General features: G+C 76.8%; 1 pseudogene. It reads right to left on the reverse strand.

Annotated elements, in window-relative coordinates:
* Positions 1-359: 359 nt before the first annotated feature.
* A pseudogene (locus ACZ6EM_RS30710) lies at positions 360-24,266 on the reverse strand (type I polyketide synthase); the annotation flags it as partial.
* Between the last annotated feature and the right edge of the window lie 13 nt (positions 24,267-24,279).

Consider the following 24,279-nt stretch of genomic DNA (forward strand, 5'->3'; position numbering starts at 1 on the left):
CGGCGCGGCGCGGTGCCACCGATCGACTCGGTGGCACCGCGATCCGGCACGTCCCCGGGCCCTCCGGGCGGGACCGCTCAGTCCAGGTCGCTGTTGCCCAGCTCCTCCCGGACCAGGTTGAGCAGTTCCTCGTCGTCCGCGGCGTCGAGGAGGTCCGCGATGGTGTCCTCCTCCACCGGGGCACCGGCGGACCAGCGGGCCAGGAAGGCCTGGAGGCGCACGGTGACCCTGGAGCGGGAGAGCTCGTCCAGCGGGTTGACGGTCATCGCCGCCTCCAGCCCGTCGAGCATCCCGAGCAGCGGCTCGACGTCCGCGGCCGACTCGGCGCCGCCCGGGAGCGCGCCGTGCAGGTGGTCTGCCAGCGCGACCGGGGTCGGGTGGTCGAAGACGATCGTCGCCGGGAGCGCGACGCCGCACTCCCGCGCCAGCCGGTTGCGGAACTCGACGGCCGTGAGCGAGTCGAAGCCGAGGTCGCGGAACGGCCTGGTCTCGTCGATCTGTTCGGCCGCGGAGTAGCGGAGCACCTCGACCAGCACGTCCCGGACCAGCTCCAGCAGGACGGCCGTCCGCTCCTTGGCGTCCAGCCCGGCCAGCCGGGCGCGCAGCGCCCCGCCGTCCGCCCCGCCGTCCGCCGCCGGAGTCCCGGCCGAAGCCGCGGCCCCGGCCGGGGACCGGCCGTCGGCCGCCTCGGGCAGGTCGCCCAGCAGCGGGCTCGGCCGGCCCGAGGTGAAGGCGGGCGCGAACCGGGTCCAGTCCACGTCGGCGACGGTCAGCTCGTCCGCGCCGCCGTCCACGGCCGCCGCCAGGGCGGTGAGCGCGAACTGCGGGTCGAGCGGCGTCAGTCCGCGGCGGCGCAGGTACTCCTCCGCCCCGTCGACCGCCATCCCGGCGCCCGCCCACGGGCCCCACGCGACCGACGTCCCGACGAGACCGCGGTCCCGCCGGTTCCGGGCCAGGGCGTCCAGGTAGGCGTTGCCCGCCGCGTAGAGGGCCTGCCCGCCGCTGCCCCAGGTGGCGGCGATGGAGGAGAAGACCAGGAACAGCTCCAGGTCCGCCTCCGCGGTGAGCTCGTCCAGGTGGGCGGCGCCGTCGACCTTGCCTCCGGTGATCCTCGCGATGTCCTCGACGCCGGTCTGCGCCAGCATCGCCGACTGGGCGACACCGGCCGCGTGCACGACGCCGATCAGCGGGCGGTCGGCCGGGACCGCGGCCAGCGTCGCCGCCAGCGCCTCCCGGTCGGCGGCGTCGCACGCGGCCACCGTCACCCGGGCGCCGGCCGCCGTCAGTTCGGCGGTCAGCTCCTCGGCGCCCGGGGTCCGGGAGCCGCGGCGGCCGGTGAGGACCAGGTCGGTGACGCCCCGGCCGACCAGCCAGCGGGCGACGACCGCGCCCAGCGCGCCGGTACCGCCGGTGACCAGCACCGTGCCGGGCCGCGACGGCCGCCAGGGCTCCGCCGGGGCCGCTCCCGCGTCGGTGCGGACCAGGCGGCGGGCGAGCACCCGCTCACCTCGCAGGGCGAGCTGGTCCTCCCCGGTGGCCCCGTCGAGCACCGCCGCGAGCGCCGCGAGGGTGCCGGCGTCCGGCTCGGCGGGCAGGTCGACCAGCCCGCCCCAGCTCCGCGGGTGCTCCAGCGCCGCGGCCTGGCCGAAGCCCCACAGCTGCGCCTGCTCGGGGCGGGTGACCCGGTCCGCCGCGTCCACGGCCACCGCGCCCCGGGTGACCATCCACAGCGGGGCCTCCAGCTCCGCGTCGCCGAGGGCGTGCAGCAGCACGAGACCGCGGTCCAGCCCGGTGGGCAGGTAGGCGATCCCGCGGGCCTTCTCGGCCAGCGCGCGCAGCCGCTCCGCCAGTTGCTCCCGGTCGAGGTCGCCGACGGCGAGTCGGACCGGGGCGGTGTCGGCGGGCAGTCGCGTGAGCAGGGTGTCCGCGAACACGCCGTCGTCCTCGGTGTCGGTGACCAGCAGCCAGCCGCCGTCGAGCCGCGCCGGCGGGACCTCGACCGGCTTCCAGTCGATCCGGTAGAGGCAGTCGTCGAGGACCGCGGCGGCACCGTCGGACCGGCCGGCCGCCGCGAGCGGCAACCGCGGCCAGTACCGGTCCCGCTGGAAGGCGTACGTCGGCAGGTCCACCCGGCGGCCCTCCGGCAGCACGGCCGACCAGTCGACCTCGGCGCCCGCCGTCCAGAGCCGGGCGAGCGCCTCCAGGCCGGTGTCCCGCTCCTCGCGGCCCTTGCGCAGCAGCGGAGCGAAGGTGTCCGCCGCGACCGACTGCTGTGCCAGCCCGCAGAGCACGCCGTCGGGGCCGAGCTCCAGGTACCGGGTGACGCCCTGCTCCGCCAGGCGGGTGACGCCCTCGGCGAAGCGGACGGCCTCGCGGACCTGGCGGACCCAGTAGTCCGGTGCGGAGAGCAGCCCGGGTTCGGCGAGCGTCCCGGTCAGGTCGGAGACGACCGGGATGCTCGGCTCGGCGAAGGTCAACCCGCCGAGCACGGCGGCGAATTCTTCGAGCATCGGCTCCATCAGGGCCGAGTGGAAGGCGTGCGAGACCGTCAGCCGACGGATCCGGCGGCCCTCGGCCTGCCACCGGGCGGCGAACTCCTCGACCACCTCGACGGGGCCGGAGACCACCACGGAGGTCGGGCCGTTGACGGCCGCGACGTCCAGGCGGTCGCCGATCGCCTCGCGGACCTCGGCCTCGGCGGCCTCGACCGCCAGCATCGCCCCGCCGCTCGGCAGCGCCTGCATCAGTCGGCCGCGCGCCGCCACCAGCGCACAGGCGTCGGCCAGCGAGAACACGCCGGCGCAGTGCGCCGCGGCGATCTCGCCGATCGAGTGCCCGAGCAGGAAGTCGGGCGTCACGCCCCAGGATTCGAGCAGCCGGAACGACGCCACCTCGACCGCGAACAGCCCGGCCTGCGCCCACACCGTCCGGTCCAGGTCCTCGACGCCGTCGAACACCACGCCCTTCACCGGCCGGTCCAGCAGCAGGTCCAGCTCCCCGCAGACCGCGTCGAAGGCGTCCGCGAAGGCGGGGAACGCCTCGTACAGCTCCCGGCCCATCCCGACCCGCTGCGCACCCTGACCGGTGAACAGGAACGCCGTCCGCCCCTCGGCCACGACGCCCGACACCAGAGTGCCGGACGGTCGGCCCGCGGCCAGGGCCGCCAGCGGGGCGTCCCGGTCGGCGCCGAGCACCACCGCTCGGTGTTCCAGCCCGGCACGGGAGAGCAGCGACCGGGCCACGTCCTGCGGCCGCAGCTCGGCCCGCCGCTCCGCGAAGGAGCGCAGTCGCCCGGCCTGGGCGGCGAGCGCCGCGGCCGAGCGCCCGGACAGCAGCCAGGGCAGCGCGTCCGACTCGACGGCGGAAGCGGCCTCCACCGCGTCCGGCTCGACGGCTGCCTCCAGGATGACGTGGGCGTTGGTGCCGCTGATCCCGAAGGAGGACACACCGGCGCGGGCCGGCCGGTCCACGGCGGGCCACGCCCGGCGCTCCGTCACCAGCTCCACCGCGCCCGCCGACCAGTCCACCTGCGGGGTCGGCTCGCCGACGTGCAGGGTCGGCGGCACGATGCCGTGCCGCAGGGCCAGCACCATCTTGATCACCCCGGCGACGCCGGCGGCGGCCTGGGTGTGCCCGAGGTTGGACTTCACCGAGCCCAGCAGCAGGGGCTCCGCGGTGCGCTCCCGGCCGTAGGTGGCCAGCAGCGCCTGGGCCTCGATCGGGTCGCCCAGCCGGGTACCGGTGCCGTGCGCCTCGACCACGTCCACCTCGGCGGCCGACAGCCCGGCGTCCGCCAACGCCTGGCGGATCACCCGCTCCTGCGACGGGCCGTTGGGGGCGGTGAGGCCGTTGGACGCGCCGTCCTGGTTGACCGCGCTGCCCCGCACCACCGCGAGCACCCGGTGGCCGTTGCGCCGCGCGTCGGACAGCCGCTCCAGCAGCAGCACGCCCACGCCCTCGCCCCAGCCCGTACCGTCCGCCTCCGCCGAGAAGGCCTTGCAGCGGCCGTCCGCCGCGAGGCCGCCCTGGCGGTCGAACTCCGCGAACACCACCGGGGTCGACATCACCGAGACGCCGCCCGCGAAGGCCAGTTCGCACTCGCCGCGGCGCAGCGCCTGGGCCGCGAGGTGCAGGGCGACCAGCGAGGAGGAGCAGGCGGTGTCCACGGTCATCGCCGGGCCCTCCAGCCCGAACGCGTACGAGATCCGGCCGGAGAGCACGGAGGCGGCGTTGCCGGTGGCCACGTGGCCGTCCACGTCCTCCTCCGAGGCGGCGAGCACCAGCGGGTAGTCCTGGCCGTTGGTGCCGGCGAAGACGCCGACCGGCCGGCCGCGCATCGCCCTCGGGTCCACTCCGGCGGACTCGAAGGCCTCCCAGGAGGCCTCCAGCAGCAGCCGCTGCTGCGGGTCCATCGCCAGCGCCTCGCGCGGCGAGATCCCGAACAGGCCCGCGTCGAACTCGGCCACGCCCTCCAGGAATCCGCCCCGGGCGGCCGCGTCCACGCCCGTCCAGCCGGCCTCCCAGCCGCGGTCGGTCGGGATGCCGGTCATCGCGTCGACGCCGTCGGACAGCAGCTCCCAGAGCGCGTCCGGGGAGCCGGCGCCGCCCGGGAAGCGGCAGGCCATGCCGACGATCACGATCGGCTCGTCCTCGGCCCGGGTGCGGTCCGCGACCTCGGCGGCCACGGCCGGTTCGGCCGCGCCGAACAGCTGCTCGCCGAGATGGCGCGCCAGCGCGGCCGGGGTCGGACGGTCGAAGACCAGGGTGGCCGGCAGCGCCAGCCCCGTCCGGGCGCTCGCCAGGTTCCGGAACTCCACCGCCGTCACCGAGTCGAACCCGAGGTCGCGGAACGCCTGCTCGGCGCCGACCGCGTCCGGCGAGCCGTGGCCGAGCACCGCCGCGGTCCAGGACCGCACGGCGTCCAGCAGCAGCCCGGAGCGCCTGCTCCCGGGTGCCGCCGCCAGCTCGGCCCGGAACTCCTCGGCCGGTCCGGCGCCGCGGGTGCCGGCCGTGGCCGAGGCGGCCTCCGGCAGGTCGGCCAGCAGGGCGCTGGGCCGCAGCCCGCCCGCACCGGCCGCGAACAGCGACCAGTCGACGTCGGCGACCACCAGGGCGGCCCCGTCGTGGCCGATCGCCCGGGCGAGTGCCGTGACGGCGAGCGCCGGGTCCATCGGCGGCAGGCCGCCGCGCCGCAGCCGCTGCACCAGGGCCGGGTCGGCCGCCATGCCCTCGTTCGCCCACGGGCCCCACGCGACCGAGACGCCCGGCAGGCCGCGCTCGCGCCGCCCCTCCATCCAGGCGTCCACGAAGGCGTTGGCGGCGGCGTAGTTGCCCTGGCCGGCGCTGCCGACGGCGCCCGCCAGCGAGGAGAAGGCGACGAAGAACTCCGGCTCGTGGCCCCGCGTCAGCTCGTCCAGAATGACCAGGCCGGCCGCCTTCGCGGCCAGCACCGTCCTCAGGCGCTCCGGCGTGAGCGCGTCCAGCGCCCCGTCGTCCAGCACGCCGGCGGCGTGCACCACGCCGATCAGCGGGCGGTCCGCCGGCACCGCGGCGAGCACCGCGGCCAGTGCGGTCCGGTCGGTCACGTCGCAGGCGGCGACCACGGCCTCGGTGCCGCGCGCCGCGAGCTCCGCGACCAGGTCCGCCGTGCCCGGCGCGGCCGCCCCGCGACGGCCGGTCAGCACCACCCGGGCGACGCCGTGGTCGGCGAGCCAGCGGGCGACCTCGGCGCCCAGCGCGCCGGTCCCGCCGGTGACCAGGACGGTCCCCCCGGCGGTCGGCGACCAGGACGGCGCGCCCGCGCCGGCCGTCGCCCGGACCAGTCGGCGGCCGTACGTGCCGGAGCCGCGCACGGCCACCTGGTCCTCGCCGCCACCGGCGAGCACGGCGGCCAGCCGGGTGCCGGCCCGGGCGTCCGGCGCGGACGGCAGGTCGATCAGACCGCCCCAGCGGTCCGGGGACTCCAGCGCCGCGACCCGGCCGAGGCCCCACACCTGCGCCTGTCCGGCGTCGGCGGCCCGGTCCGAGCGGCCGACGGAGACCGCGTGCGCGGTCAGCGCCCAGAACGGGGCGGTGACGCCCGCGTCGCCGAGCGCCTGGAACAGGGCCAGGGTCAGCTCCAGGCCCGGCGAGACCGCCGAGTCCGGGTCCGGTTCCCCGGCGAGCGCGGCCAGCGACACCACACCGGCGAACGTGCCCGGGCCCGCCTCGGCGAGCTGCGCGGCCAGGGCCGCCCGGTCGGTGCCGACGGGCTCGAAGCGGACCACCTCGGCGCCCGCCGAGCGGATCGCCGCCGCCACGGCCTCGGTCAGCGGGTGCTCGGCGGCCGCCCGCGGGACGGCCAGCAGCCACCGGCCGGTCAGCGCCGGGGCGCCGGCCGGGGTGCCGAGCGGCCGCCACATCACCCGGTAGCGCCAGGAGTCCACCACCGAGTCGACCTTGCGCCGCTGCCGCCACGAGGAGAGCACCGGCAGGGCCGCGCCGAGCAGCTCGGCGGGGTCCGGGGTGTCCAGGAGGTCGGCCAGATCGCCGAAGTCCTCGCGTTCCACCGCGTCCCAGAACCTGGCCTCCACCACGTCGCCGACGGGCTCGGCGGCACCGGCCTGCGGCCAGAACCGCTGCCGCTGGAAGGCGTACGTCGGCAGCTCCACCCGTCGGCCCTCGGGCAGCACCGTGGACCAGTCGGCCTCGGCGCCGTCCGCCCACAGCCGGGCCAACGCCCGCAGCGCGGTCCGGGAGTCCTCCCGGCCGCGGCGCAGCAGCGGCGCGAACACGCCGTCCGCCACGCTCTGCTGCGCCAGTCCGCTCAGCACGCCGTCGGGGCCGAGCTCGGCGAAGCGGGTGACGCCCTCCCGGTGCAGGGTCTCGACGCCGTCGGCGAAGCGGACGGCCTCCCGGACCTGCCGCACCCAGTACTCGGGGGTGGTGAGCAGCCCGGGCCCGGCGATCCCGCCGGTCAGGTTGGAGACGACCGGGATCCGCGGTTCGTTGAAGGTCAACTCCGCGAGCACGGCGGCGAATTCGGCGAGCATCGGCTCCATCAGGGCCGAGTGGAAGGCGTGCGAGACGGTCAGTCGACGGGTCTTGCGGCCCTCGGCCTTCCAGCGCGCGGCGTACTCCTCGATCGTTTCGACCGGACCGGAGACCACCACGGAGGTCGGGCCGTTGACGGCCGCCACGTCCAGCCGGTCGCCGATCGCGGCGCGGACCTCGGCCTCAGTGGCCTGGACCGCCAGCATCGCCCCGCCCTCGGGCAGCGCGTCCATCAACCGGCCGCGCGCCGCCACCAGGGCGCACGCGTCCGCCAGCGAGAACACGCCCGCCGCATGGGCGGCCGCGATCTCACCGATCGAATGCCCGAGCAGGAAGTCGGGGGTCACGCCCCAGGATTCGAGCAGCCGGTACGAGGCGACCTCGACCGCGAACAGCCCGGCCTGCGCCCACACCGTACGGTCGATGCCGATGCCCTCGAACACCGCGTCGGTGAGCGGCCGGTCGAGCCGGAGGTCCAGCTCCGCGCGGACCGCGTCGAAGGCCTCCGCGAACACCGGGAAGGCCTCGTACAGCCCCCGCCCCATGGCGGCGTACTGCGAACCCTGGCCGGTGAACAGGAAGGCGGTCCGACGGTCGGCGACCGCGCCGCGGACCACCGCCGCGTCGGGTGCGTCGTCCGCCAACGCGGCCAGGCCGCGCAGGAGTTCGGCGTGGTCCGCGCCGACGATCACGGCCCGGTGGTCGAGCGCCGCCCGGGTGCCGGCCAGCGACCAGGCGACGTCCCGGACGTCCGCGCCGGGCTCGGCGAACGCCCGCAGGCGCCGCGCCTGGTCCCGCAGGCCCTCGGCGGTCTTCGCCGAGACGGCCCAGACGGGCAGCACCGGCGCCGCCTTCGGCTCCTCCACCGGGGCCGACGGCACACTCTCCAGGATGACGTGGGCGTTGGTGCCGCTGATGCCGAAGGAGGACACCGCCGAGCGGCGCGGCCGGTCCAGCTCGGGCCAGGGGCGCGCCTCGGTGAGCAGTTCCACCGCGCCGGCCGACCAGTCGACCTTCGGGCTGGGCCGCTGCGCGTGCAGGGTCGCCGGGAGCAGGCCGTGGCGCATCGCCTGCACCATCTTGATGACACCCGCGACGCCCGCGGCGGCCTGGGTGTGGCCGATGTTGGACTTGATCGAGCCGAGCCAGAGCGGCTCGCCGTCGCGGTCCCGGCCGTAGGTGGCCAGCAGCGCCTGCGCCTCGATCGGGTCGCCCAGCACGGTGCCCGTGCCGTGCGCCTCGACGGCGTCCACCTCGGCGGCCGACAGCCCGGCACTCGCCAGGGCCTGGCGGATCACCCGCTGCTGAGCCGGACCGTTCGGGGCGGTCAGGCCGTTGGAGGCGCCGTCCTGGTTGACCGCGCTGCCGCGCAGCATGGCCAGGACCCGGTGCCCGTGGCGGCGGGCGGTGGAGAGGCGCTCGACCACCAGGACGCCGACGCCCTCGCCCCAGCCCGTACCGTCCGCCTCCGCGGCGAAGGACCTGCAGCGGCCGTCCGAGGACAGCCCGCCCTGGCGGTCGAACTCGGCGAAGGCGGCCGGGGACACCATCACCGTCACACCGCCGACCAGCGCCGTCTCGCAGTCGCCCTCGCGCAGCGCCTGCGCCGCCCAGTGCAGGGCCACCAGCGAGGAGGAACAGGCCGTGTCCACGGTGACGGCCGGACCCTCCAGCCCGAAGACGTACGACACCCGGCCGGAGATCACACTGTTCGCCGAGCCGGCCAGGACGTGGCTCTTCGCCTCCTCCAGGCCGCCGACCGCGTTGTAGCCGGAGTTGGAGGCTCCGACGAAGACGCCGATCTGCTCGCCGCGCACCGAGCGCGGGTCGATCCCGGCGTCCTCGAAGGCCTCCCAGGACGCCTCCAGCAGGATCCGCTGCTGCGGGTCCATCGCCAGCGCCTCGCGCGGCGAGATCCCGAACAGCCCGGCGTCGAACTCCGTCACACCTTCCACGAAGCCGCCGCGCGCCGCCTCGGCCGCGATGCCCTCGACCGACCAGGCGCGGTCCACCGGGAAGCCGGTGACGCCGTCCGCCCCGGCGGCCACCAGGTCCCACAGTCCGGCGGCCGAACGCACCCCGCCCGGATAGCGGGCGCTCATGCCGACGATCACCACCGGGTCGTCCGAGACGGCCACCGCCGCACCGGTCTCCTCCGCGGCCGCCACCGTCACCGGTACCGACTCCAGCAGTTCCCCGGCCAGATGGGCCGCCAGCAGCGCCGGCGTCGGATAGTCGAAGGCCAGCGTCGCCGGAAGGGCGAGCCCGGTGTCCTTCGCCAGCAGGTTCCGCAGGGCCACCGCCGTCAGCGAGTCGAAGCCGAGGTCCCGGAACGCCTGACCGGCGTCCACCGCCTCCACCGACGTGTGGCCCAGCGCCGCCGCCGCGGACGACCGGACCAGGTCCAGCAGCATCCGCTCCCGGCGCCCGGCCGCGGCCGCCGCCAGGGTGTCCAGGAAGGCCGAGGCCCCCTCGACCGCCGCCACCGGCGCCGACCCGCGGCCGGCCTCCGGCAGCTCCGCCAGCAACCGACTGGTGCGGACGGCGGTGAAGGCCGGCGCGAACCGCTGCCAGTCCACGTCCGCGACCGTCACACAGCCCTCGTCCCCGTCCACCGCACGGGCCAGCGCCAGCACCGCGAGACGCGGGTCCATCACCGCCAGACCACGGCGGCGCAGCTGCTCGGCGGCCTCGCCCTGGGCGGCCATGCCCTCGCCGGCCCACGGCCCCCAGGCCACCGACGTGCCCCGCAGACCCCGCGCCCGGCGCCGCAGCACCAGCGCGTCCAGGTGGGCGTTGGCCGCGGCGTAGACGCCCTGACCACCACTGCCCCAGGTCGCCGCGACCGAGGAGAAGGCCACGAACAGATCGAGGTCCAGATCGGCGGTCAGCTCGTCGAGCAGTTCGGCGCCGACGGCCTTGCCGTCGAGCACCCGGGCGATCTCCGCCTCGTCGGTGTCCGCCAGCGGTGCGGCGCCCTGGCCCACCCCGGCCGCGTGCACCACGCCGGTCGGCCTGTGCTCGGCGAGCAGCGCGGCCAGCGCCTCCCGGTCGGCCGTCGCGCAGGCGGCCACCACGACCTCGGCGCCCGCCTCGGTCAGCTCGGCGGCCAACGCGGCGGCGCCCGGCGCATCCGCGCCCCGGCGGCTGGTCAGCACCAGCTTCGGCACTCCCCGGCCGACCAGCCAGCGGGCCGTCTCCGCGCCCAGCGCGCCGGTGCCGCCGGTGATCAGGACCGGACCGGACGGCGTCCACGGCGCGGCGGGCGCGGCACCGGAGGCGGCGCGCGCCAGGCGGCAGCCGTACGCCCCGGCGCCGCGCACGGCCACCTGGTCCTCGCCGGTGCCGCCGCCGAGGACGGCGACGGCACGCTCGGCCGACTGCGGGTCGAGGACGGCCGGGAGGTCGATCAGACCGCCCCAGCGCTGCGGGTGTTCCAGCGCCGCGACCCGCCCCAGGCCCCAGAGCTGGGCCTGGACGGGATCCCGCAGCGGGTCGGAGCGGCCGATCGAGACGGCACCGCTGGTGACCAGCCAGAGCGGGGCGTCGACGCCCGCCCCGCCCAGCGCCCGCAGCAGCGCGACCGCACCGGACACCGGGGCGTCCGAGGGAAGCAGCGCCACGACGCCGGCGATTCCGGCCACCCCGGCCGGGACGGCGTCGAGGGCGAACGGGAGCACCTCGGCGCCGGCCTCCCCCAGCGCGGCGGCCAGCGCGGCCCCGGGCTCGGAGCCCTCCGGCGCGGCCAGCAGCCACGTCCCGGAGAGGCCGGTCCCGACGAGCCCGGCGAGCGGCTTCCAGGTCGCCCGGTAGCGCCAGGAGTCGATCACCGCGTCCTGACGGCGCGATCGCCGCCAGGCAGTGAGCACCGGCAGGACGGAGTCCAGACCCTCGGGCGCCCGGTCGGCGTCCAGGGTGGAGGCGAGGCCCGCCAGGTCCTCGTTCTCGACCGCCGCCCAGAACCGGGCCTCCGCCGGGTCGGCCGCGACGCTCGTCGGCTCGGCCGCCTCCGGCCAGTAGCGCTCGCGCTGGAAGGCGTAGGTCGGCAGCGGCACACGCCGGGAGGCGGGCAGCAGCGCGGACCAGTCGATCGCGGCGCCCGCCGTCCAGAGCGCGGCCAGCGCGGTCAGGACGGTCTCGCGGCCGTCCCGGTCCTTGCGCAGCAGCGGCACGCCGACCACGTCAGGGGTGCTCTGGGCGGCCAGCGCGGTCAGCACACCGTCCGGGCCCAGCTCGACGAGACGGGTCACGCCCTCGCGGTGCAGGGCCTCGACGCCGTCGGCGAAACGGACGGCCTCCCGGACCTGACGCACCCAGTACTCGGGGGTGGCGAGCAGCCCCGGCTCGGCGATCCCGCCGGTCAGGTTCGACACGACCGGGATACGCGGCTCAGCGAAGGTCAACTCCGCCAGGACGGCCGAGAATTCGTCGAGCATCGGCTCCATCAGGGCCGAGTGGAAGGCGTGCGAGACGGTCAGCCGGCGGATCTTGCGGCCCTCGGCCGACCAGCGCGCGGCGTACTCCTCGATCGTTTCGACCGGCCCGGAGACCACCACGGAGGTCGGGCCGTTGACGGCCGCGACGTCCAGCCGGTCGCCGACCGCGTCACGAATCTCGGCCTCGGCGGCCTGGACGGCGAGCATCGCGCCGCCCTCGGGCAGCGCGTCCATCAGCCGGCCGCGCGCCGCCACCAGGGCGCACGCGTCCGGCAGCGAGAGGACGCCCGCCACATGGGCGGCCGCCACCTCACCGATCGAGTGCCCGAGCAGCACGTCCGGGACCACGCCCCAGGATTCCAGCAGCCGGAAGGACGCCACCTCGACCGCGAACAGCCCGGCCTGCGCCCACACCGTCCGGTCCAGATCCTCGACGCCGTCGAGGACGACCTCCCGCACCGACCGCCCGAGCCTCCCGTCCAGCTCCGCGCAGACCGCGTCGAACGCCGCCGCGAAGGCGGGGAACGCCTCGTACAACTCCCGGCCCATGCCGACCCGCTGCGCACCCTGACCGGTGAACAGGAACGCCGTGCGGCCCTCGGTCGCGATCCCGGTGACGACCCCGCCCGAGGGGCGGCCGTCCGCCAGCGCGAGCAGGCCGTCCAGCAGCGCCGCCCGGTCGTCGCCGAGCACCACCGCACGGTGGGCCAGCCCGGTCCGCCCGGTCGCCAGCGACCACGCCACGTCCTGCGGACGGGCCCCGGACTCCAGCGTCTCGGACTCCAACTCCCCTGCCAGGCGGGCCGCCTGGGCCTTCAGCGCCCCGGCGCTCTGCGCCGACACCACCCACGGCGTCGGCCCCGTCACCTCGCCGACCGGCGCCGCCTCCTCGGCCGGCGCCTGCTCCAGCACCACATGGGCGTTGGTGCCGCTGATCCCGAAGGACGACACACCCGCCCGGCGCGGACGCTCCGCCGCCGGCCACGGCCGGGCCTCGGTGAGCAGTTCCACCGCGCCCTCCGACCAGTCCACCTCGGAGGTCCGCTGCTCGGCGTGCAGGGTGGCCGGGAGCGTCCCGTGCCGCATCGCCTGCACCATCTTGATCACACCCGCCACACCGGCCGCGGCCTGGGTGTGCCCGATGTTCGACTTGATCGAGCCCAGCCACAGCGGCTCGTCGCCACGGCCCCGGCCGTAGGTCGCCAGCAGCGCCTGCGCCTCGATCGGGTCCCCGAGCCGGGTCCCCGTCCCGTGCGCCTCCACCGCGTCCACCTCGGCCGCCTCCAGGCGGGCGTCGGCCAGTGCCTGCCGGATCACCCGCTCCTGCGCGGGCCCGTTCGGCGCGGTGAGGCCGTTGGACGCACCGTCCTGGTTGACCGCGCTCCCCCGGACCACCGCGAGCACCTGGTGCCCGTTGCGACGGGCGTCCGACAGCCGCTCGACCAGCAGCAGGCCGACCCCCTCGGACATCCCGGTGCCGTCGGCGTCGGCCGAGAAGGCCTTGCAGCGCCCGTCCGAGGCCAGTCCGCCCTGGCGGTCGAACTCCGTGATCACGCCGGGCGTGGCGAGGGTGGTCACGCCACCCGCCAACGCCAGGTCGCACTCGCCGCCGCGCAGCGCCCGCACCGCGAGGTGCAGCGCCACCAGCGAGGAGGAGCAGGCGGTGTCCACCGTCATGGCCGGGCCCTCCAGCCCGAACACGTAGGCCAATCGGCCGGAGGCGATGCTGGTCGCGCTGCCGGTCATCAGGTGGCCGAGCGCGCTGTCCGGGATCTGCATGCCGAGGCCGTAGTGGGACGCCGCCGCGCCGACGAAGACGCCGGTGGAGCGGTTGCCGAGGTCGGCGGCCACGATGCCGGCATCCTCGAAGGCCTCCCAGGCGGTCTCCAGCAGCAGACGCTGCTGCGGGTCCATCGCCAGCGCCTCGCGCGGCGAGATCCCGAACAGGCCCGCGTCGAACTCGGTGGCGCCGTCCACGAATCCGCCCCGGGCGGCCTGTCCGTGCGCCACGTCGAGGGGCCAGCCGCGGTCGGTCGGGAAGGCGGCGGTGCCGTCCTCGCCGGCGGCCACCAGCCGCCACAGGTCGGCCGGGGAGGCGACGCCGCCGGGCAGGCGGCAGGCCATGCCGACGATCGCGATCGGCTCGCCGGGGTCGGCCGTCGGCGCCGGCGTGGCGACGGCGGGGGCCGGGGCGCTCTCGCCCAGCAGCCTGGTGGCCAGGTGGTCGGCGAGCGCGGTCGGGTTCGGGTGGTCGAACACCGTGGTGGCGGGCAGCCGCAGGCCGGTCGCGGCGTTGAGCCGGTTGCGCAGTTCGACCGCGGTCAGCGAGTCGAAGCCGAGGTCGCGGAAGGCCTGCCGGGCGCCGATCGCCTCGGCGTCCGCGTAGCCGAGCACGGTGCCGGCGTTGCCGCGGACCAGGTCGAGCAGGATCTGCCGGCGCCGGCTCGCGGAGGCGTTGCGCAGCTGTCCGGCCAGGGTGCCGGTGTCGCCGGCCTCGCGCTCGGCGGCACGGCGCACCGCGGGCCGGATCAGGCCGCGCAGCAGGGCCGGGACCTCGCCGCCGCCGGTGCGGTCCAGGGCGACCGGCACCAGGTGCGGGGCGGGCAGGGCGGTGGCCGCGTCGAAGAGGGCGAGGCCCTGTCCGCTGTCCAGGGCGGTGCCGAGCTTGTCGGTCCGCGCGTCGGCGCCCGGGTTCAGGTGCCGGGTCATCTCGCTGGCCTCCTGCCACAGGCCCCAGGCCAGTGACTGGGCGGGCAGCCCGAGGGCGCGCCGGTGGGAGGCGAGGGCGTCCAGGAAGGCGTTGGCCGCCGCGTAGTTGGCCTGGCCGCCGGTGCCGAAGGTGGCGGAGGCGGAGGAGTACAGCACGAACATCGCGAGGTCGCGGTCGGCGGTCAGCTCGTGCAGGTTGACGGCGGCGTCGACCTTGGGCCGCAGGACGGCCTCGACCCGCTCGGGGGTCATCGCGTCGAACACGCCGTCGTCCAGGGTGCCGGCCGCGTGGATCACGCCGGTGAGCGGGTGCTCGGCGGGGATCGCGGCGAGCACCGCGGACAGCGCCTCGCGGTCGGCGGCGTCGCAGGCCGCGACGGTCGGCTCGGCCCCCAAGTCCCGTAGCTCGGCGACGAGTTCGGCAGCGCCCGGGCCGTCGGCGCCGCGCCGGCTGAGCAGCAGCAGGTGCCGCACGCCGTGCTCGGCGACCAGGTGGCGGGCCAGCAGCCCGCCCAGGGTGCCGGTGCCGCCGGTGATCAGCACGGTGCCCTCGGGGTCGAGCGGCGCCGGGACGGTGACCACGTTCTTGCCGACGTGCTTGGCCTGGCTGATGTGCCGGAACACGGCGGGCGCCTCGCGGACGTCCCACGCGGTGATCGGCAGCAGGCGCAGCGCACCGGACTCGAACAGGCCGATGATCTCCGCCGTGATCTCCCGGACCCGCTCCGGGCCCGCCTCCGCGGGGTTGAACGCCCGGTAGCGCACGCCGTGGTCGGCGGCGACCTGCTCGGCGTCGCGCGGGTCGGCCTTGCCCATGTCGGCGAAGCGCCCGCCCTCGGCGAGCAGCCGCAGTGAGGCGTCGACGAATTCGCCGGCCAGCGAGTTCAGCACCACGTCCACGCCGCGTCCGCCGGTGGCGGTGCGGAACGACTCCTCGAAGGCGAGGTCGCGGGAGGAGGCGATGTGGGCGTCGTCCAGACCGGCCGCGCGCAGCGCGTCCCACTTGCCGGGGTTGGCGGTGCCGTACACCTCCAGGCCCAGGTGCCGGGCCAGTTGGACGGCCGCCATGCCGACGCCGCCGGCCGCCGCGTGCACCAGCACCGACTCGCCGGGCCGGGCCGCGGCCACGTCCACCAGCCCGTAGTAGGCGGTCAGGAAGGCGACGGGCACCGAGGCGGCCTCGGTGAAGGTCCAGCCGGCCGGGATCCGGGCCAGCAGCCGCCGGTCGGTGACCGCCCGGTCGGCGAGGCCGCCGCCGTCGAAGTGGCCGAACACCCGGTCGCCGACGGCCAGATCGGTGACGGCGGCGCCGACCTCGGTCACCACACCCGCGGCCTCGGCGCCCATCACGGCGCGCTCGGGGTACATGCCGAGCGCGAGCAGCACGTCGCGGAAGTTCACGCCGGCCGCGCGGACGCCGATCCGCACCTCGCCGGCGCCCAGCGGGGCGTCGGCCTCGGCGGCGGGTACCAGGGCGAGGGCCTCCAGAGTGCCCTCCTCGGTGACGTCCAGGCGCCAGGCGCCGGGCCCGTCGGGGGCGGTGAGGCCGTGGGCGGCGCTCTGCCGGACGAGCCGGGGGGCGCGGGCCCCGCCCTCGCGCAGGGCGAGCTGCGGTTCGTCCTGGACGGTGGCCCAGGCCTGCCAGTCGGCGTCCTGGCCGGCCGGGTCGCGGTCCAGCAGCAGCACGCGGCCGGGGTGCTCCGACTGGGCGGAGCGCAGCAGGCCCCACACGGCCGCGCCGGCCAGGTCGGTCACCGGCTGCCCGGGGGCGGCCGGGACGGCGCCGCGGGTGACGACCACCAGCCGGGTGTCGGCGAAGCGGTCGGCGGCGAGGAACTCCTGGACGGTGCGCAGGACTTCGGTGGTGGTCCGGCGGACGGCCAGGGCCGGTCCGCCGTCGGATGCGGCGGGCGGCAGGGTCAGCACGACCACCGGGGGCGTCGCGCCGTCCTCGACGGCGTCGATCCCCCGCCAGTCCGAGGCGTCGGGCCGGGCCGGGGCCGGCTGCGCCAGCGGGGTCCAGTCGACGGTGAACAGGGCGTCGTGGACGGCGCGTTCGCCGGCCCGCCGCAGCGTCGCGGCGGCGACCTCGCGCAGGGTCAGCGAGGCGATGTCGATCACCGGCGCGCCGGTGGGGTCGGCGGCGTGCAGGGCGACGCCGTCCGCGCGGACGGTCAGCGCGACCCGGAGCACGGTGGCCCCGGTGGCCCGGAGGTGGACGCCGTCGAAGGAGAACGGCAGGCGGGTGCCGGCGGCGGGGTCGGCGGCGAGGCCGATGGCGTGCAGGGCGGCGTCCAGCAGTGCCGGGTGCATGCCGAAGCCGTCGGCCCGGACGTCCTGGGGCAGGGCGACCTCGGCGTAGACGGTGCTGCCGTCGCGCCAGGCGGCGCGCAGGCCCTGGAAGGCGGGGCCGTAGCCGTAACCGGCCTCGGTGAGCGCCTGGTAGAAGCCCTCGACCTCGACCGACCGGGCCCCGACGGGCGGCCAGACCGCGAGGTCGGGGCCGTCCTGCGGGGCGGTGGCGGCCGGGGCGAGGACGCCGGTGGCGTGACGGACCAGCTCGGTGCCGGCGGCGTCCGGGCGGGAGAACACCTCGAAGGTCCGGCTGCCGGTGTCGTCGGCGGTGCCCACGCTCACCTGGACCGCGACGCCGCCCTGGGCGGGCAGCACCAGCGGCGCCTGGAGCACCAGTTCGGACAGCAGGGCGCAGTCGGCCCGCTCACCGGCGGTCAGCGCCATCTCCACGAAGGCGGTGCCCGGCACCAGCACGTCGCCGTGCACCGCGTGGTCGGCCAGCCAGTCCTGGCCGGCCGCGCTCAGCCGTCCGGTCAGGACCAGGGCTCCGCCGGGCAGCGGGACGGCGGCGCCCAACAGGGCGTGCTCGGTGACGACCTGGCCGACCGTGCTCAGGTCGCCCGCGGCGACCACGGCCCGCGGCCAGTACCGCTCCCGCTGGAAGGCGTAGCTGGGCAGCTCGACCCGGCGGCCCGCGGGCACGACCGGGGTGAAGTCGACGGCCACGCCGGCGGTCCAGGCCTCGGCGAGGGCCGTCAGCAGCTGCTCGGGGCCGCCCCGGTCGCGCCGCAGCGTGCCCAGCGCGGCCGCGTCGGCGCCGGCGGCGTCGGCGCTCTCCTGCACGCCGACGGTCAGCACCGGGTGGGGGCTGCACTCGACGAACACCGAGCGGCCGTCGGCGAGCAGGGCGCGGGTGGCCTGCTCGAACAGGACGGTGGAGCGCAGGTTGTCGTACCAGTACCCGGCGTCCATCCGCGCGGTGTCGATCGGCTCACCGGTCAGCGTCGAGTAGAGCGGCACCGTGGACGTGGTCGGGCTGATCCCGGCCAGCTCCGCCAGGACCCGTTCGCGCACCCGCTCCACCTGGGCGGAGTGCGAGGCGTAGTCCACCGGGATCCGGCGGGCCCGCACCCCGTTCTCCTCGCAGAGCACCAGCAGCGCGTCCAGCGCGCCGGGCTCGCCCGACACCACCGTCGAGGACGGGCCGTTGAACGCGGCCACCGAGATCCTGCCGTCGAACGAGCCGATCAGCTCCTCGACCACCGCGCTGCCCGCCGCGACGGACACCATCCCGCCGTCACCGGCGAGTTCGATCAGCGCCCGGCTGCGCAGCGCCACCACCCGGGCACCGTCCTCGACGGACAACGCACCGGCCACCACCGCGGCGGCGATCTCACCCTGCGAGTGACCGATCACGGCCGAGGGCTCCACACCGTGCGCCCGCCACACCTCGGCCAGCGACACCATCACGGCCCACAGCACCGGCTGGACCACGTCCACCCGGGACAGCAACTCCTCGTCGTCCAGGGCCTCGGTGAGCGACCAGTCGGTGTACGGCGCCAGCGCCGCCTCGCACGCGGCCAACCGAGCCGCGAACACCGGTGCGGCGGCGGCCAGTTCACGCCCCATACCGAGCCACTGCGAACCCTGGCCCGGGAAGACGAACACCACGTCACCGGGAACCGCCCGGCCCTTCACGACGCCCTCGCCGTCGAGGGTGCCCAGGCCGTCCAGCAGGGCGGCCCGGTCGGCGCCCAGCACCACGGCGCGGTGCTCCAGGGCGGCCCGGGACAGCAGCGAGCGGGCCACCTCCGGCCCCGCGAGCTCGGGGCGCGCGGCCGCGAACTCCCGCAGCCGCTCGGCCTGCTCGGTGAGCGCGGCCGGGGTGCGGCCCGACAGCAGCCAGGGCTGGGGGCCCTCGGCGGCCTCGGGCTCCACGGTCCCGACGACCGGCACGGACTCCAGGATGACGTGGGCGTTGGTGCCGCTGATCCCGAAGGAGGACACCGCCGCCCGGCGCGGCCGGTCGAGCTCCGGCCACGGCCGGGCCTCGGTGAGCAGTTCCACCGCCCCGGCCGACCAGTCCACGTGCGGGGACGGCCGGTCCACGTGCAGGGTGGCGGGCAGCAGGCCGTTGCGCAGCGCCTGCACCATCTTGATCACGCCCGCCACGCCGGCGGCGGCCTGGGCGTGGCCGATGTTGGTCTTCACCGAGCCGAGCCAGAGCGGCTCACCGGCGCGCTCCTGGCCGTAGGTCGCGAGCAGTGCCTGCGCCTCGATCGGGTCGCCGAGCCGGGTGCCGGTGCCGTGCGCCTCGACGGCGTCCACCTCGGCGGCGGTCAGTCCGGCGTTGGCCAGGGCCTGCCGGATCACCCGCTGCTGGGCGGGCCCGTTGGGCGCGGCGAGGCCGTTGGAGGCGCCGTCCTGGTTGATGGCGCTGCCGCGGATCACCGCGAGCACCTGGTGGCCGTTGCGGCGCGCCTCGGACAGCCGCTCCAGCACCAGGATGCCGACGCCCTCGGCCCAGGAGGTGCCGTCGGCGGCGGCCGCGAAGGCCTTGCACCGGCCGTCGGCCGCCAGGCCGTTCTGCTTGTCGAACTCGGCGAACACCCCCGGGGAGACCATCACGGCGACACCGCCGGCGAGCGCCAGCTCGCACTCGCCGCGGCGCAGCGACTGGGCGGCCAGGTGCAGGGCGACCAGCGAGGAGGAACAGGCCGTGTCCACGGTGACCGCGGGGCCCTCCAGGCCGAAGGTGTACGCGATCCGGCCGGACAGCACGCTGCTGACGGTGCCGGTGAGCAGGTGGCCCTCGACGTTGGCGGGCATCTCCATGCCGAGGCCGTAGCCGGAGGCGGAGGCGCCGATCACCACGCCGGTGGACGAGTGGCCGAGGGAGTACGGGTCGATACCCGCGTTCTCGAACGCCTCCCAGGCCGTCTCCAGCACCAGGCGCTGCTGCGGGTCCATCGCGAGGGCCTCGCGCGGCGAGATGCCGAACATGCCGGCGTCGAAGTCGGTGGCGTCCTCGACGAAGCCGCCGCGCCGGACGTAGCCGCCGCCCTCGGGCCAGCCGCGGTCGGTGGGGAAGCCGGTGACGCCGTCCCGGCCCTCGGTGACCATCGCCCACAGCTGCTCGGCCGAGCGGACCCCGCCCGGGTAGCGGCAGCTCATGCCGACGATCGCGATCGGCTCGTCGTCCGCCGCGGCCGCCACCGGGCGCGTCGGCCGGGCCTCGTCGGGGGTGCCGAACAGCTCGCCGAGCAGGTACTCGGTCAGCGCGGCCGGCGTCGGGTGGTCGAAGACCAGCGTCGCCGCCAGCTTCAGGCCGGTCTCCGCGCCGAGCCGGTTGCGCAGCTCCACGGCGGTCAGCGAGTCGAAGCCCAGGTCGCGGAAGGCGCGTCGCGGCGCCACCGCCTCGGTCGACGGGCGTCCCAGCACCAGCGCGGTGCGGTCCCGGACCACCTCCAGCAGCAGCCGGGACCGCTCCCCCTCGGGCGCGGCGGCGAGCGAGTCCCGCAACTCCGAGGAGGGGGCGGACGATCCGGTGTCCCCGGCCGCGTCGGCCAGGTCGGCCAGGCCGCTCAGCAGCGGGCTGGGCCGGCCGGAGACGAAGGCGGGCCCGAACCGCTCCCAGTCGACGTCCGCGACGGCCACGCAGCCCTCGTCCCGGTCGACGACCCCGGCCAGCGCCCGGATCGCCGCCGTACGGTCCAGCGCGGACAGGCCGCGGCGGCGCAGGTAGTCCTCGAAGCCGGCGTCCGCGGCCATGCCGGCCTCGGCCCACGGGCCCCAGGCGACCGAGGTCCCGGCCAGGCCGCGGGCCCGCCGGGCCTCCACCAGCGCGTCCAGGAAGGCGTTCCCGGCCGCGTAGGCGCCCTGGCCGCCGCTGCCCCAGGTGGCGGCGATGGAGGAGAAGACCACGAACAGGTCGACGTCCCCGGCCAGTTCGTCCAGGAGCGCGGCCCCGGCGGCCTTGCCGCCGATCACCTCGGCGACGGCCTCGGCGTCGGTCTCCATCAACGGGCCCGGCGCGCCGACCCCGGCGGTGTGCACCACGCCGCTCAGCGGGTGCTCGGCCGGGATCCCGGCCAGCAGCCCGGACAGCGCCTCCCGGTCGGTCACGTCGCAGGCGGCGACGGTCACCCGGGTGCCCAGCGCGGTCAGTTCGGCCACCAACTCATCCGCTCCCGGCGCGGCCGGGCCGCGGCGGCTGGTCAGCAGCAGGTGCGGCACGCCCCGCCCGGCCAGCCAGCGCGCCACGTCCCCGCCGAGGGCGCCCGTGCCGCCGGTGATCAGGACGGTGCCGTCGGTGCTCCACTCCGCCGCGGGCGCCCCGGGCAGCGGCGCCCGGACCACCCGGCGGCCGAGCACCCGCGCCCCGCGCAGGGCCAGCTGGTCCTCCCCGCCCGCACCCGCGAGCAGCGCCGCCAGCCGGCGGCCCTCCTCGGCGGTGACGGTCTCCGGCAGGTCGACCAACCCGCCCCAGCGGCCGGGGTGTTCGAGCGCCGCGACCCGGCCGAGGCCCCACAGCAGGGACTGCTCGGGGGTCGGCGACAGGTCCTCGTCCCCGGTCGACACCGCGCCCCGGGTCAGGCACCAGAGCGGAGCCTGCGAGCCCGCGTCCCCGAGTGCCTGGACCAGCAGCAGCAGGGCGCCGAGGTCGGCGGGCACCGGAAGGCCCGCGGCGGCCGAACCGGCCACGAACACCACGCCGGCGAAGTCCTCGGCGGCCAACCGCCCGGCGAGAGCGGGCCGGTCCCCGGTCAGCGGCAGCCGGGTGACCCGCGCACCGGCGGCCAGCAGCGCGGCGGCCACGTCCTCGGCGGCCGCGGACTCGTCCGCGGTGGCGAGCAGCCAGGTGCCGTTCGGCCCGGCGGTGTCCGGCAGCGGCAGCGGCTGCCACTCCACCCGGTAGCGCCAGGAGTCGACCACCGCCTCCTGGCGTCGCGAGCGCCGCCACGCGGAGAGCGCCGGGACGACGCCGTCCAGCACCTCCGGGGTGTCCGACAGCCGCAGGGTGGCGGCCAGCTCCGGGACGTCGGCGCGCTCCACGGCCGCCCAGAAGCGGGCATCCTCGGCCGAGCCGGGCACGTCGAGCGGGACGTCGGGCCAGTAGCGCTCGCGCTGGAAGGCGTACGTCGGCAGGTCGAGGCGGCGCCCGGCCGACAGCACGGACCGCCAGTCGAGTTCGGCGCCGGTCGTCCACAGGGTGGCGAGCGCGGTCAGCGCGGTCTCGGACTCCGCGCGGTCACGGCGCATCAACGGGGCGACCACACCCTCGGCCGCCTGCTGCCCGACCAGAGCCGACAGCACGGCGTCCGGGCCCAGCTCGACGTAGCGGGTCACGCCCTCGCGGTGCAGGGCCTCGACGCCGTCGGCGAAACGGACGGCCTCACGGACCTGACGCACCCAGTACTCGGAGGTGTCGAGCAGCCCCGGCTCGGCGATCCCGCCGGTCAGGTTCGACACGATCGGGACCTGCGGCTCGGCGAAGGTCAACTCCGCCAGGACGGCCGAGAATTCGGCGAGCATCGGCTCCATCAGGGCCGAGTGGAAGGCGTGCGAGACGGTCAGCCGGCGGATCTTGCGACCCTCGGCCGACCAGCGGGCCGCGAACTCCTCCACCACCTCCGCCGGACCCGAAACCACCACCGAGGTCGGGCCGTTGACGGCCGCCACGTCCAGGCGGTCGCCGATCGCGTCGCGGACCTCGGCCTCGGCGGCCTGCACCGCGAGCATCGCGCCGCCGCTCGGCAGCGCGTCCATCAGCCGACCGCGCGCCGCCACCAGCGCACAGGCGTCCGCCAGCGAGAACACGCCCGCCACATGGGCGGCGGCGATCTCGCCGATCGAGTGCCCGAGCAGGAAGTCGGGGGTCACACCCCAGGATTCGAGCAACCGGAACGACGCCACCTCGACCGCGAACAGCCCCGCCTGCGCCCACACCGTCCGGTCCAGATCCTCCGCACCCGCGAAGACGACCTCCCGCACCGACCGCCCGAGCCTCGCGTCCAACTCCGCGCAGACCGCGTCGAACGCCGCCGCGAACACCGGGAACGCCTCGTACAACTCCCGGCCCATGCCGACCCGCTGCGCACCCTGCCCCGTGAACAGGAACGCCGTCCGGCCCTCCACCGCGACACCCGCGACCACGCCGCCCGTCGGACGCCCGTCCGCCAGCGCGCCGAGGCCATCCAGCAGCCCCTCACGGCCACCGGTGCCCAGCACCACCGCGCGGTGGGCCAGCGCGGCCCGGGTCGTCGCCAGGGACCACGCCGCGTCGCCCGCGTCCACGTCCGGCCCGAACCGCTCGGCCAGCCGCGCCGCCTGGCCCCGCAGCGCCTGCGCGCTCTGCGCCGACACCGGCCACGCCACCGGGCGGACGCCCTGCCCGGGCGCCTCCGGCTCCGTCCGCGGCTCGGCCTCGGCCGGGCTCTCCTCGATGAGCACATGGGCGTTGGTACCGCTGACGCCGAACGCGGAGACGCCGATCCGTCGGGTCCGCTCCGCCTGCGGCCAGGGCCGGGCCTCGGTCAGCAGCTCGACGCCGCCGCCCGTCCACTCGACGTGCGGGGTGGGCGCGTCCACGTGCAGGGTGGCCGGGAGCACGCCGTTGCGCAGCGCCAGCACGCTCTTGATCACGCCGACCGCGCCGGCGGCGGCCTGGGTGTGGCCGACGTTGGACTTCAGCGAGCCGAGCAGCAGCGGCCGGTCGGCCGTACGGCCCCGGCCGTAGACGGCCTGCAGCGCCTCGGCCTCGATCGGGTCGCCGAGGCGGGTTCCGGTGCCGTGCGCCTCCACGGCGTCCACGTCGGCCGCCTCCAGCCGGGCGTTGGCCAGCGCCTGCCGGATCACCCGCTCCTGCGAGGGACCGTTCGGCGCCGTCAGACCGTTCGAGGCGCCGTCCTGGTTGACCGCGCTGCCCCGCACCACCGCCAGCACCTCGTGCCCGTTGCGGCGGGCGTCGGAGAGCCGTTCCAGCAGCAGGACGCCGACGCCCTCGGACCAGCCGGTGCCGTCCGCCGCCGCCGCGAAGGACTTGCAGCGGCCGTCGGCGGCCAGGCCGCCCTGCTTGCCGAACTCGGCGAAGGCCGCCGGGGTGCTGATCACCGCGACGCCGCCGACCAGGGCCAGGCCGCACTCTCCCTGGCGCAGCGACTGGACCGCCAGGTGCAGCGCCACCAGCGCGGAGGAGCACGCGGTGTCCACGGTGACCGCCGGGCCCTCCAGCCCGAACACGTACGAGAGCCGGCCGGAGAGCACCCCGCTCGCGGTGCCGGTCAGGTGGTATCCCGCGGTGTTCTCCGGGAGCCGGCCGGCTCCGTCGTAGCCGGACGGGGAGGCGCCGACGAAGACGCCGGTCGCCGTGCCGGCCACCGAGTGGGGATCGATGCCCGCCCGTTCGAAGGTCTCCCAGGCGACCTCCAGCAGCAGCCGCTGCTGCGGGTCCATCGCCAGCGCCTCGCGCGGGTTGATGCCGAACAGCTCGGCGTCGAACCCGGTCGCGTCGCCGAGGAAGCCGCCCCGGCGGGCGTAGTCGCGGCTGCCGGGGAAGGACTCCTCCCAGCCGCGGTCGGTCGGGAACCCGCCGATCGCGTCGGTGCCGTCCGCGACCAGCCGCCACAGGTCCTCCGGGCCGGTGACGCCGCCCGGCAGCCGACAGCCCAGTGCGACGATCGCGATCGGCTCGCGGGCCGCCGCCTGGATCTCCCGGTTCTGCCTGCGCAGGCGCTCGACCTCCTTGAGGGAGGCCCGAAGTGCTTCGACCGCCTTGTCACCGCGGGTGTTCATCGATTTCTCCATG

The organism is Kitasatospora sp. NPDC041917, from assembly GCF_055589745.1.